Origin of the sequence: Lawsonia intracellularis PHE/MN1-00 (assembly GCF_000055945.1) — a bacterium.
In the GTDB taxonomy this organism is placed as follows: domain Bacteria; phylum Desulfobacterota; class Desulfovibrionia; order Desulfovibrionales; family Desulfovibrionaceae; genus Bilophila; species Bilophila intracellularis.
Genome location: NC_008011.1, coordinates 1 through 14111, shown reverse-complemented (window position 1 = coordinate 14111; position 14111 = coordinate 1). Strand labels below are relative to the sequence as shown.

11 protein-coding genes and 1 tRNA gene are annotated in these 14111 nt (G+C 30.6%); 9 read left to right on the top strand and 3 right to left on the bottom strand.

The features are described 5' to 3' along the window. Positions 1–540: 540 nt before the first annotated feature. The 6 genes from LI_RS00060 (at position 541) to LI_RS00035 (ending at position 6447) form a co-directional block, all read left to right on the top strand. Positions 541–3576 (top strand): hypothetical protein, encoded by a 3036-nt coding sequence (locus LI_RS00060; RefSeq protein ID WP_011526095.1) that lies wholly within the window; start codon positions 541–543, stop codon positions 3574–3576. A gap of 10 nt (positions 3577–3586) precedes the next feature. Further along, a complete protein-coding gene (locus LI_RS00055) occupies positions 3587–4495 on the top strand; it encodes a DNA polymerase III subunit delta' (protein ID WP_015353657.1) in 909 nt (302 codons plus the stop codon). Between the two features lie 186 nt (positions 4496–4681). Next, a tRNA-Arg gene (locus LI_RS00050) sits at positions 4682–4758 on the top strand. A gap of 425 nt (positions 4759–5183) precedes the next feature. Further along, positions 5184–5489 carry a hypothetical protein gene (locus tag LI_RS00045; protein WP_011526093.1) on the top strand — a complete coding sequence of 102 codons (306 nt, stop codon included), beginning with the start codon at positions 5184–5186 and terminating at the stop codon, positions 5487–5489. Then, on the top strand, positions 5431–6111 hold the full coding sequence (locus LI_RS00040) for a hypothetical protein (RefSeq protein ID WP_146778537.1): 681 nt from the start codon (positions 5431–5433) through the stop codon (positions 6109–6111). Before LI_RS00045 ends, LI_RS00040 begins: the two co-directional genes overlap by 59 nt. 108 nt (positions 6112–6219) lie before the next feature. Then, positions 6220–6447 carry a hypothetical protein gene (locus LI_RS00035; protein ID WP_223604208.1) on the top strand — a complete coding sequence of 76 codons (228 nt, stop codon included), beginning with the start codon at positions 6220–6222 and terminating at the stop codon, positions 6445–6447. 517 nt (positions 6448–6964) lie between these two features. Here the strand turns inward: LI_RS00035 and LI_RS00030 are convergent. After that, the gene (locus LI_RS00030; protein WP_011526090.1) at positions 6965–8563 is read right to left on the bottom strand and encodes an NTP/NDP exchange transporter; all 1599 of its coding nucleotides are present in this window, start codon (positions 8561–8563) and stop codon (positions 6965–6967) included. Between the two features lie 669 nt (positions 8564–9232). On the opposite strand from LI_RS00030, the gene sodC reads away from it, so the two are divergent. Then, positions 9233–9775, top strand: coding sequence for a superoxide dismutase family protein (sodC, locus tag LI_RS00025; RefSeq protein WP_011526088.1), 543 nt, complete (start codon positions 9233–9235; stop codon positions 9773–9775). A gap of 127 nt (positions 9776–9902) precedes the next feature. Here sodC and LI_RS00020 read toward each other — a convergent pair whose 3' ends face one another. After that, positions 9903–10658, bottom strand: coding sequence for a TlyA family RNA methyltransferase (locus tag LI_RS00020; protein WP_011526087.1), 756 nt, complete (start codon positions 10656–10658; stop codon positions 9903–9905). Between the two features lie 122 nt (positions 10659–10780). Here LI_RS00020 and rpmE point away from each other — a divergent pair, with 122 nt between their 5' ends. Together rpmE and prfA are read left to right on the top strand one after the other, a co-directional pair. Beyond that, a complete protein-coding gene (gene rpmE, locus LI_RS00015) occupies positions 10781–10999 on the top strand; it encodes a 50S ribosomal protein L31 (RefSeq protein ID WP_015353656.1) in 219 nt (72 codons plus the stop codon). A gap of 206 nt (positions 11000–11205) precedes the next feature. Next, entirely contained in the window at positions 11206–12285 is a 1080-nt protein-coding gene (gene prfA / locus LI_RS00010) for a peptide chain release factor 1 (RefSeq protein WP_011526085.1), read from the top strand. Positions 12286–12317: 32 nt separating this feature from the next. Here prfA and dnaA read toward each other — a convergent pair whose 3' ends face one another. Continuing rightward, entirely contained in the window at positions 12318–13754 is a 1437-nt protein-coding gene (gene dnaA / locus LI_RS00005; protein ID WP_011526084.1) for a chromosomal replication initiator protein DnaA, read from the bottom strand. Positions 13755–14111: the final 357 nt, after the last annotated feature.

Genomic DNA, 14111 nt, shown 5'->3' with positions numbered 1-14111 from the left:
AAAAGAAAAATAATACAGAAATTTTATAACATACTATTATTTAATAAAAAAACAAGGTAGATACTATAAAAAGCAAACAAATTACATAGATAAATTACATACTACTAACTATCAATTTATTATTAACTATTATAAACTATAAGCTAAGCTAAAAATTTTATAAATGAAATACTATAGTTAAACTATTCTTTTTTATTATTAAGATATAATTTATAACAATTATTAGTTATCACAATTAAATAAATGATAACTAGTTATACTATATACTAGATAGAAATATAACTTATTATGTAATGAATAAAAATTATTTTATCTTGCTATAAAAAATAGTTACATATATTCCTTCTACTTTATTTTAAAGTAAAATAATTATTTTTTATATCAGCTATAATAAAAATTCTTCTTTATAAGAAGAAAATAAAAAATATTTAATTAAACCTACTATCAAACTATATATTATCCTGACATATAGACGATCTACATATTGTTAGATAAGATACAATCTATCAGTTAGTTACAATATTATTTAGGATAGCATAAATGATCCCTTCTATTTTTTTTGACCGCCAAGACCGTGAACTCCTTCGGATGATAAACGACACCCTTGATAATATCCACTCTGATATAAAACAACAGCCAACAATTGATATTAACCTTCATCCACATGGTATCCTTGAACTTACAACAACAAGAGAATTTCGTGTAGCCCATGCTGTTATTAACCTCTTAACTAATATTGAAAAAGGTAAAGCAAAAGATAGGCTATATGCCCTCCAAGCATTACACGATGAAGTTCTACATAGTGCTCGTACAACCTTTCGCTATAATACTGGTCGTGTACTTATCCAAATTATGAAAGATATCGTCCGCTCTAGACATGATGAAAGTCACCAACTTAAACTTGTGCATGACTTTAGACGAACTGCTGAAGGGAATCCAAATATAGTAAGAAAAATGCTTACTAAACACCACTTATTAGAAATGCCAGAAAAGTGGAATCAACTAACTATGGATCACCATGTGCATGATTCAAACACAAAAGGACGAAAAAATGCAACACATCTTATTATGGATGCATGGGTTAAAGGTATCCGTAAACTCACAGTTGTTTACTATAATTATGTGGAGCCAGAAATCGCTCGGGAAGTATTACAAGCAGCAAGTATTGTAGGTATTATCGTCCGTATTGGTATAGAATTTCAAATTCCTTTCCACAATCGTTTTATAAGAGTTGTTTGGGCTCCTCGTGGTTTTTCAGATCCTGAAAGTTTTCTTACGTTTTTAGCAGAAAAACCTGTGTATGAACTCATGGAAAAAGGAAAACAAGTTTCTCAATGGATGCAACAAAACGTATTAACTGTACTAAATATTTGGAACACAAAATATCGCTTAGAACTTGCTAATGAATTAGAAATTATTATACCTGAAATTCAGCCACAAGAATTCCTTGCATTTGTAGGACAAGGACAGACATCTCTATTACATCTTACTGAGTGTATCCATAAACAACTTTTACCACTTTTATATGAAAAAACATCAGCTTTAAAAAAAGAAATGCTAATAGCAACTCCTGAGCAGGTAGAACAAATTACGCATCATATTCATAAAATGAATATGATAACTATTGAATCAATTAGTGAACGGTGGATCACACCTGATAACAATCCTGAAATTGCTAACCTCTTTACTCCTGACCATCCCACTCAACTGCCAGAACTTTTAAAATTATCCCCCTATAATTTGCTTAAATATGTATCTAGCCTAAGAAGTGGATATCGTATAACACTACAACTTGCAAAATTAACAGCTGAAGATGTCCTTGAACTCTTATGGGACTGTAAAGGAATGATCACTCATTTAGAACTTTTTAACCTTAAAGAATGGCAACAAGGACATCTTATTCATTTAGCTGCAATTAATGAACTTCAATTAGCAATTAATGATCCAAATATATTACGTCTTAAACAGCTTCTTGTAAGTATGATTCGAAGATTAGAATTGTTAAATACAGAGGCAAGTTACAAGCGTTATAAAAAATTTATAGTTATTTTGCGTAACTTACCAATATTACAAGCTCCTTATAAGATAAGTCCTCTACGTAGTCGTATTGGTACAGACTCAACAAGTAACTCAAATTTACGACATGGTATGGGTCTTGCAGCACCACAAACATTACCTGCAAGTTCAAGAAGAGTTTTAGCAAAAAAACAATTATTCAATCCTATGATCCTTCCTGTTCATGTACCATTAGCTTTCCAAAAAACTTGGATAGTTACTACAAATACTGAAGGAATTAATTATAAAATTCTTTCTTTTCTTAGAAAACTACCTGGCCTCAGAATGCTTGGCAGACAAAAAAAAGAAGAATGGCAAGCACTTGCTAATATAAAAATTAAACCCTATGGTAATATCATTGCAATGGGTGGAATAGGCTCTTTACCAGATAATGGTATTTACCTTAGAAAAATTGATAAAAAAAAACAAACAAATTCATGGCCAAATATCACCTATCTCAATACAAAATGTGCAAATCTGTTAAAAATTATTATAGGTTTTGTTCCTGCAACACTAGCTTTCCTCTATACTCAAGAGTGGTGGGTACTTGCATGGTTTGGTTCAACTATTTGGTTTGTTATAACAGGAATACGTAATATCGCCCAAGCAATACTAGGTGGTGGAAGCTTCTCAAAAACTTCTTTACTCCGCTGGAAAAACTTTATAAGTTGGAGTAGAATTTGTGATTCATTAATGTATACAGGCTTATCTGTTGTTTTGCTTGAACTTATTATTCATGACTTAATCCTACAAAAAACTTTTGGGTTCACGTTAAGTAATCATTACATCATTGTATTTACAGTGATAGCTATTTGTAATAGCCTATATATAGCTGGACACAATATTCTTAGAGGCTTTCCTAAAGAAGCTATTATTGGTAATTTATTTAGAAGTATTTTTGCAGTTCCACTCTCCATTCTTTATAATGATATCCTTATAGAATCACTGTTACTTTTTAATATTGCAAATCCTTTAGCAGTTCTTCAACCAGGTGCTGCAATTATTTCTAAATCTGCCTCTGATACTGTTGCTGGTGTTATTGAAGGATTTGCAGATAAAAATAATAACTATCGACTTCGCTCTTGGGATTATAAAACCAAATTAGAACATTTTTTTAATTGGTATACAAAGTTAGAATTACGCTTTCCTGATCTAGATATATTATTTCTACTTTCAAAGCCTTATGAACTATTCAAAATTACTTCAAAAGAAGCTCCTGAATTACAAAGAGAAAGTATTATTAATGCATTAGACTTTATGTATTTTTGGATGTATCAACCTTATGCACAACAAACATTTCGTTCCATACTGAATACAATGACAAGAGAAGAAAAAATTATCCTTGCTAAAGGTCAGAATGTGCTTCTGCTTGTCCAAGAAGTCAGTCAACTCTTTATAGATGGATACATGGGTAAAAATTTTGCTCGTGCCCTATCTTTTTATCTTACATCTCATGAAACATATATTAACTCTATTGTAACTGCTATTCAGCATAAGACATATAATATTACATTGGAATAATCATTTTACTATGTCCACAGCCAAACAGAAAATAAACTCTGATCTACCAACACAACAACAAGCAACAGAAGCATTTACTTTAGCAACAGCCCAAACTCAGCATAATGTTAGAATATTACTAAATAATATAGCTAGTAATCCTCCACAGGCACTTATTATTGAAGGTGGAACATTAGATGAACGATTTTCTATTGCCCTTTGGTATGCTGCTCGACTAAATTGTATATATGGAACACCTTGTTTAACTTGTCCAACTTGCTTACAAATTGGAGCAAAGCTTTTCCATGATCTTTTCTTATTACATGGAGCAGAAGGAAGTATAAAAATTGATGACATCCGTAAATTACGAACAGTTTTTGGAGAGCCTGCCCATAGTAATGGGAAAAAAGTTGTCATACTTGCTGAAGCTCAACATCTCCGTACTGAGGCTGCTAATGCACTACTTAAATCACTAGAGGAACCACATCCACAAACTTGTTGTTTGCTACTTGTACCACAAAGAGAACAACTTTTACCAACACTTGTTTCTAGATCTTGGACAATAACACTTCCATGGACGTCAGTAATGACTTCATCCTCCTCAGAGCTAATAGAAGAATGGGAAGAAAAACTTACTACTTTTTTAATAACTGGTAAAAATTGGTTTAATTTTACCACAAATAAAAATGTAGTCGAAGCCTCATTAGTACAACATATTATTTCATTAATCAGAAAAACAATTGTTTTATCACTAAAAAAACAAAGAAAAAATCAACTTGTAGAATGTTTATCTATATTATCTCCTGTAGATTTTCTTAATTTACAAGATATACTTTCACAAAGTGAATCAGCTCTACATATTATGGTCAACCCTACACTTGTGTTAAATAGACTGGTTACACATATATACCTTGCATATCATAATGCCTTACAGTTATAAGGTTTTGATTAAATACTAACATCTCTTATAAAAAGAATACAATAAAATATAATAGACACTCTAGATTAACCTATTGAATTTAATTATAAAAAACATAAAAATTGGACAAAAGCTGTAAAAATGGTGGATAAAAATCATAAAAAAGGTTGACGTTATGTCCTTCACAAGGTAGAAGCCATTTCAGATGCGGCTGTAGCTCAGCTGGATAGAGCAACAGGCTACGAACCTGTAGGTCAGGAGTTCGAATCTCTTCAGCCGCACCAGTTACTTCAATTTATTATACAAACCCTTTTTATCCTCTTATTTTACATTTCTTTTACTAACCACTATCATTGATTAGTATTTTTTCTATCAATAAGTCAAAGATACTCCCTCAAAAAGATATCTATTTATAATACTCCCTCACCCATACTTTCTTCATATACATATTAATATTAATATCATAGTGGTGAAATTATCACTATATTTAGGGATGACAAGGAATTAGCTATAGAAATATGACTACATTTAACAAAGTTAACTACTAATACATATACAAAAACCACACTACATAGTATTTATAACTATAGTCAAAATTGTATTTAAATTCCAGAACTATTAAAATTTAAATAGTATTTATTAGAAATAATCATAGATTATTATTAATCGTATTTAGGTATAAAATACAACTAAATAGAGGTATTAATGAATGGCATTACTCAATCTTTATGAAGGTAATTCCAGTAATGTACTCTCTATGAGTATCAAACAAATTGTTACTATGGCTGGAGATGGTAACTTAAAGGATAACAATACAACATCACTAGAGCTACGACAATTTTTATCTAAAATTCAAACAAAATATTTCTCTCTTTATATTAAAGACTGTTTAGAATCATCCTTTGATAATTCAGGCTTTGTATTACAAGATATTACAAATGAACTTGGAAGACGACTTGGATATAATGTCAAAAATGGTCTTTATAGAGGTAAAAAAAAACGCTATTGGTTTTGATGGAATTTGGAAAATAGATGGGTCACGGGATATTATTATTGAAGTAAAAACAACAGATTATTATAATATACGGCTTGATCAAGTTTTTTCGTATAAAAAACAATGTATTACTACTAATAATGTATCACAAGATGCAATGGTACTATTTGTCGTTGGTAGGGATGATTCAAATAGTTTAGAAGCACAAATTAGGGGATCTCGCTATGCATGGGATGCTCGTCTTATTAGTATAGAAGCTCTTCTTAGCCTTGTTTTTATTAAAGAGAAGACACAAGATATAAATACATTGGAAAAAATACGAGCTCTTATTGAACCTATAGAATATACAAGGCTTGATAGATTAGTTGATGTTGTCTTTCTTAGTATTGAAGATGCAGAAAAAAGTGTTGAAAATGAAATAATACAACAAGAATTTAATAATTCACAGTCAGATACTGATTTAATTAATGAACCTTGTCAACAACCAGCTGAAACTACTAGTAATCCAATAGATACTGTATTAAAAAAAGAAAGAATAACCAATCGTACACCTATAGAGTTGATTGAAGAGAAACGTCAGCAAGCTATTACTATTTTAGCTAAAAATAAAAATACAATTTTTATTAAGTATAGAAGAACATAATTTGAATCGTCAGATAAAAGTATACGTGCTGTTATAACATTTTCTAGGAGATACTATGAAAAAAAGCTTGCATACTGGGTTGTTTACCATTTCTATATGGAAAACTTTTTGCAATCAGCAAATGAAGGGTATTTTATTATTGCAATGATGGATAAAGATTATATTTTTGCAATACCTTTTGAGAAATTAACAAATATTGTTCCATATCTAAATCATAAAATAGAAGACAAACATCTACGTTATCACTTAGCTCTCTATAACGATAATGATACATTTGTCTTAAATCTACCATTAAAATCTAAGGTTATGAGCTTAGAAGAGTTTAAGCTTTCTTAAATAAATAATATATAAAAATATACAAGTTGAATAGTTACTTTATATCTTCTCCTCATCTTGTTAAGATAATACAACTAATTATTTAACTTTATTTACTTTTTTCATATTTACTGTAACATATAATACTTCACTAGAGTATGTATCAAAAATTATAGTAATTTATTAAACAATAACTAGCTAACTATACTTTTTCTGTATAAAGAAGAAACCCAAAGCTAATATTAACCTTGCATATTAATTGCTCTTAGTTATTTTTGGACTTCTTCCTATATCTCCCATGGTTGCTCTTAAAGAATAAAGCAATTTCTTTAAGCGGTTATTCAACTAGTATTATAGTAAAAATATTGAATAAAATAGTTAAATAATAAATAACCTAGCACCATACCCTAAGTAGAGGTAGAGTGCTAGGTTACAAAATCAAAAAATCATTAACTCATAGAATAAGCATATAACATTATGTTATAACCTGTTATTAACCTAACTCCTTCTATTAAGTTAATTGATGTTCTTTATATTCTTAGTTTGTGCAGAGCTCACCATCTTTAACTTCTTTATTTTCTTTACTATTAGCCTCTTCAGCTTGTTGCTCAGACTGTAATGTTTCAAATTGTTTGCTTAAACCAAATACAGAAATAATCCAAAAAGCAACTACTACTAGTACAGCTGATCCTAAGAACTCTACTTGACTTGCTAAAGTTACATTTCCACCTATAATTAGAAGCATAATAGATTGAATTGCAGCTCCACCTGACTTCCCAAGTCTTCCAGCAAGAATTTCAACAGCTGCCTGACCTTTAACTTTTAATTCAGGATCAAGAGGAATATAAGCCATTTGTTTTGTAGCATCAAAAAGAGAATACTTTACACCTTTCGAAAAAGCATTCTGCATTAAACCAACTACAACAGCAAGTAGCAAAACACCAAATCCCCATAAGGTAGCATCAAGACCCATCTTATTCTCATAAATAATGACGCCAAAGAAAATAACACTTGTTGCCATTAAAAATATTGGAGTAATGAGAGCTGCTGTTCTCCATGAAAAACGTCTTAAAATATTAGCTCCAATTAACATGATAATAATTGTAACAAAACCTGTTGTTAGAGCCAGTTTACCCATTAAGACATTAAAATCATTTGGGTCAGGATACAGTAGTTTTATTTGTCCCTTCCAGACTCCTTCAACAAGATTAATAGAAATTCCATAACCAATGACTAGTGCCGATATCATTAAAAGATATCTTGAAGTTAAAATACATTTTGTACTTTCAATTAACCCTAGTTTTGGTTTAGATTTTTTCTTTGAACCAGCTCCAGGTGTATAAAGCTTTGGATCTGTTAAAACATTTTTGTTCATCCATCTATACAAATAAAGTAATAGAAGACCAAAAAACAGAACAGCTAACATTTGATACTTTAAACTTTCTCCAAATACATCTATTGTTCCGTCTACAGCACTATTTTTTGCTATATTAGCACAAATAATAATTATAGAACCAGAAGCTAATAGTCCAAAGTTCCCAACAAAACCAAAAAGACTATAAAATCTTTTTGCTTCACTAATTTTTGTAATTTCATTTGCAAATTGCCAAAATAGAGCTGATAATACTACACTACCCCAAAGTTCTGAAAGAATATAAAAAATTGCATAGCTCCAATTACCTATAATTGGCCATACCCAATATAATCTTGGCATTGTAGTCTGAAGGTGAGAAATAGTTTCATAACTCATATGAAAGTATTCTGTCAGTGGATAAATTACCAAGCCAAATAGAACAAAAAATCCAAGGAAAAAGCTTACTATTGTATAAAATAAGTTTGCTTTACTTAATTTATTAGCAAGCTTAACAAAGATTATCATAAATAAAATAGCTGAAGGAGTTACACCCCAAAGTTTAAGAAAACCTAAAGTTTCAGCACCACCGCCTGTTGCCTGACTAACCATTAATGTATCTTTTATATCACGGACTAACCTGTAGATAAATAAGATACATAACATCATTAAACCCATTGGCAAAAACTTTTTTAACTCAAAATTATATACTGGCCAAAGGATAGCACGCCAGCCTGTAAAATCTTCTTCCGGCATAGATCCACCTGTCTTGCCTTTATCACTCATTTCTTTTTCTCCATTTTATTATAAAAGTATCCATATGTATAACATACACATGTCGTTAGGTTGTATATACTATTTGTGCCATTAAAACAAAAACTTTTTTCTTAATTATAGAAATAAATAAAAATTATCATTAAAAAATAATGAGTTATAGCTATTTTTAGCTTAAAAGAATAATTTCATAGTAATAATTAAATTTAATTTATGTAATCTATATTTAACATAAAAAATATTGCAAGAAGCCATCTATATTAATTTTAACTAGAAATTAAGTCTTTATTTTTTAGATAGTTAACTAAACTAAGTATCGATAAAAAATCAATTTTATAACATTATATTATAATATAAAATGAATAATAACATGAAGATCCAAAATATATGGGAAATAAAAAAGGGTATAGTGTATCATAAGATAATTATACATTATAGAAAAAACTTCAATTAACCAAAGTATAAACCTCTCAAAAAAAGTAGTTAAAATATAAAATAAATCTGTTCTCTTGAGTTTATCTATAAAAATTAATAAGTAAGAAAAAAATAATTTTTCAAAAAATTTCAATAAAATAAATAAGTAATACTTGCCAGATACCTCTCTTTTTTTATACAATGATATGAGGATGTTAATGTAATAATTATATAATACAATTTGTTATTAAAAAGGAATTCCTTATTATGAAAATAAAACTATTTTTTGTTACTTCAATAGTAACTATTTCTCTCTTAACTAGTATTACTAGTGTAGTATTAGCATGTTCTGTTACTTCAGAAGTCCATATGATTGATGACAATGGAATAAAACAGAGTATAGGCACAGTAACTTTTACTGATACAGATAAAGGTCTACAAATAAAAACTGATCTTAAAGGCCTTCCTGCAGGAGAACATGGTTTTCATATCCATGAAGGAGGATCATGTGGACCTGCTGAGCATGATGGACATCTAACAGCTGGACTCCAAGCTCATGGTCATTATGATCCTGACAAAACAGGAAAACATGAAGGACCTCTTGGTAATGGACACAAGGGAGACTTACCTAGACTTGTAGTTAAAGCTGATGGAATAGCAAAAGAAACACTCTTAGCTCCAAGATTAACAGTTAAAGAAATTAAGGGTCGTACAGTTATGATCCATGCTGGTGGTGATAACTATTCAGATAAACCTCTTCCTCTTGGCGGTGGTGGTGCTCGTATAGCTTGTGGTGTTATACCAAACTAGTTAAAAATTATTGTTGTAAAAAAGGAAGAGGAGTAGACCTATTTCTCTTCCTTAAATGAATAAATAATCATACCTCTTTATATTTATATACCTACATAATATAGAATACAAATTATAATAAGTATTATTAACGTTTTTTCAAGTAAATAAGATATTCTTGATTTCCTTTTGGACCTTTTATTACCGACGGAACAACACCAATAAATATAAGTCCAAGTTCTGATTGACAAAAATGAATAATTTTTTCTACTGCTTCATATTGCAAGCTAGTTTCTTTTACTACACCTTTTTTTATTTTATCTGGATATAATTCAAATTGAGGCTTTATTAAGGCAATAATAATTCCGGAAGCCTTTAGCCAACGTATACATGACGGTAAAATCAAAGTAAGCGATATAAAAGAAACATCAATAGTTAAAATATCTACTTCTTCAGGAATAAGATCTTTAGATGCTGTACGTAAATTCACTCCCTCAATATTTATAACTTGTTCATTAGTATACAGTTTCTCATGTAATTGACCTTTGCCTACATCAATCGCATATACTTTAGATGCTCCATGTTGTAAAAGACAATCTGTAAACCCACCAGTAGATGCGCCTGCATCAAGACAAATACAACTTTTTACATCAATTTTAAAAAAATCTAGAGCAGTTAATAGCTTATATGCTCCTCTACTCACAAAACGTTCTACCCCTATTAAACTGCAGATACTTTCTAATGGATATTTATGTCCTGGTTTTTCCAAACGTAATGGTATAGTTGTAGAATTATTAGTTAATGTAACCTTACCTGCCATAATAAGTCGTTTAGCTTGTTCACGACTTTCTGCTAACCCTTGTAAAAAAACAAGTTCATCAGCACGTACTTTATGTTTGGCCATTCTTTCTTCTCATCTTATTATTTATAAAAATATATAGTGATAATATAACACATAAATATTAGCTTGCTAGTCATAACAAAATAGTATATGTATATTTGTTCAAAATCTGAAAGGTGTACTCTATGAAAAAAGATATTCATCCTCAAGTTTATAAAGCAACTATTACTTGTGCTTGTGGCTTTAGTATAGAAGCCCTTTCTACCAAAGGTGAAAATGTGCAGGTTGAAATTTGTTCCTCTTGCCATCCTTTTTTTACAGGAAAACAACGTTTTATTGATACAGCTGGTAGAATTGATCGCTTCCGTAAAAAATATGCTCAACACAATAAACAAAACAATTAACAGTAGTATATTCCTGCTACTACACAGAGTGGCAGGAAATTTATATAGTTACCTATTCTAATAACCCATTTCTCTACAAGTAAAACTATTTCCTATCTTAATAATTATGAGTATTAATACGATAGATTAATAAAAATTAATATGGCAACACACTGTATTAATTATACCTAATACAACCATCTCTTTCTTCTAACATGTGAAAAATTATGTTTGCCAAACTTGAAAATCTAGAACAAAAATTTATAGAAATTGAATGTAGTCTTGCTCAACCTAATATTTTTAATGATCAAGAACAATATCGAAAACTAACAAAAACACATTCTGACTTAAAACCTATAGTCACTACTTTTCAACAGTTTAAAAAACTCCAACAACAGCTTAGTGAAAACAAAGAACTTATTAGTGATATTGATCCTGATATTCAAGAAATGGCACTTGAAGAAATAAAAAAACTTGAATTAGAGTTAACTCATCTTGAATATGAGCTAAAAATATTACTATTACCTAAAGATCCACTAGATGAAAAAAACATTCTTCTGGAAATTCGTGCTGGTACAGGAGGTGAAGAAGCAGCACTATTTGCAGCTGACCTTTTTCGAATGTATTGCCGCTATGCTGAAAAAATGCATTGGAAAGTAGAAATTATGAGTCAAAGTGATTCTGATACTGGTGGATTTAAAGAAATTATTGCACTTATTCAAGGAGACAACGTATATAGTCGTCTAAAATTTGAATCTGGAACACATCGTGTCCAGCGAGTACCTACAACAGAGTCTCAGGGACGTATCCATACTTCTGCAGCAACTGTTGCTGTATTACCAGAAGCAGAAGATGTAGATATTGAAATTCGTCCTGAAGAGTTACGATTTGATGTTTTTCGCTCATCAGGCCCTGGAGGCCAAAGTGTTAATACTACAGACTCTGCAGTACGTGTTACCCATATACCAACAGGTATTGTAGTCACCTGCCAAGATGAAAAATCTCAACATAAAAATAAAGCAAAAGCACTAAAGGTTCTCTCTTCCCGGTTGTTACAAATAAAACAGGAACAACAAGAAATTGAACAAGCTGATGCTAGACGTGCTCTTGTAGGATCTGGTGATCGTTCAGAACGAATCCGTACATATAATTTCCCTCAAGGACGAGTTACTGATCATCGTATTAATCTAACACTTTATAGCCTTATAAAGGTTATGGAAGGTGAAATTCAAGAATTTATAGATGCTCTTAGTACTCATGCACAAACAGAAGCATTAAAAATGCAAGCAACTCAAATAGCTAGTTAATAACTATCGCTATCTTATATACAGTTATCTATTCAATTTAAATGAATGTTAGTACGTTCAAGTAAATTAAGTGTATTAGCAATCTGACGGCCAGTAGGTGACTTTCTTTGAATTTCCCTTTCAATAGAAGCAATTCCTTTTAAAACAGTTGAATGTCTTCTATGAAAACGATCACCAATCTCCTGAAGAGACATATCTGTATGTTTTCTAGCAAGATAAAAAATTGTATTTCGAGCAACAACAAAATCTTGTTTACGACTACGTGAATAAAGCTTCTCAGCTTGTAATCCAAAGCTTCCTGATACTGCATGGATAATAGAGTCTATATTCATAAATGGATCATCTTGTGTATATTGAGCTATAACATCTTTAGCCATATCCATAGAGATCATACAATCCAAAAGCTTTGCTTTAAGTACAAGGTTAGAAATAGAACTTTCAAGCTGACGAATATCTCCTACAAGCTTCATAGCTAAAAAATCAGCTACAGCCTCTGATAACACGACAGCATGTACTTTTGCTTTTTCTATTAAAATACGCCGACGTGTTTCAGCATTGGGTTTTTCAATTCCAGCTAAAAACCCAGAGCAAAATCGTGATACCAGGCGATTATCGACATTTTTTAACTCCTTAGGAGCAAATGAGCTTGTTAAAACAACACGACTTCCTCGTCCTTGTAATGATCGAATAGTTGCTAACAATTCATCCTGCATCTTCTCTTTACCTTGTAAAAAATGTATATCTTCCAAAAGGAAAAGATCTGTATCTCTAAACCTTCCTTTAAAAGAATCGACATTTTTTGTTCGTAATGACTGCACAAAACAAGAACAAAACTCCTCCGCAGTTAGATACTCGACTTTTGGATTTGCTCTGTTAGATATGTTACAAAGTGCTTGCCCTACAGCCTGTGTAAGATGTGTTTTTCCAAGACCTGGACCAGAACTTAAAAATAACGTATCTACTGAGGCTGTATCTTTAATCATATTTTGTGCAGCAGCATGGGCTAAGTTATTACAAGGACCAACAACAAATGAATCAAAACTATAACGCCATGAACGACTAGAAAATGGAGCTTTAACTAATGAAACAGGTAAAGGTAACTGTTCTGTTTGAGAGGATATATGACTTCTTGAAATAGAAACTTTAGTATTAGGAAAACCATTATATGGTATATGTTGTTTATTATTATAATCAGTTAAAGAAACTTGTGGTTTGTCTGGGACACTAGATTTTACTTCAATCTGAACTTTCATAGTCCCTCCTGAAACTTCACTCACAGCTTCAGTAATATCTACAAAAAGACGCTCCTGAATCCAATTCATAACAAATAGACTAGGAGCATAAAGAAATAATTGTCCATCGTGTTCAGAAGCTACTAATGGAGCAATCCAAACTTTAAACGTTCCTGGACTAAGCCTTTTTTGAAGGCTATCACAGACTTTTTCCCATGTTGTATTCATATATGACATAATTATCCTAGAGTTATAAAAAAAAACAAAGATGGATTATCGTGTTTCTAGGAGTCATCTATAGAATATTTCCCCCAAGTAAAATATAACATAATATATTGTTTTATTTAATTTTTTATTAATTATGGCATTTTACTAAGATTTCTCAGATATATTGGAGATACATAATTTAAACAAAATTCTAAGAAGTTATTAACAGATATATATTTATTTTTTCAACAGACTATAATTAATAACTATACATTTTTCTAACTTTTTCTTTTAATATCACTTGGTCATTTTATATATTCTCTACTATACTATAATGTATATCTATCTGACATTTTTTTATTACTATCTCTATAAAAAGATCTTCAT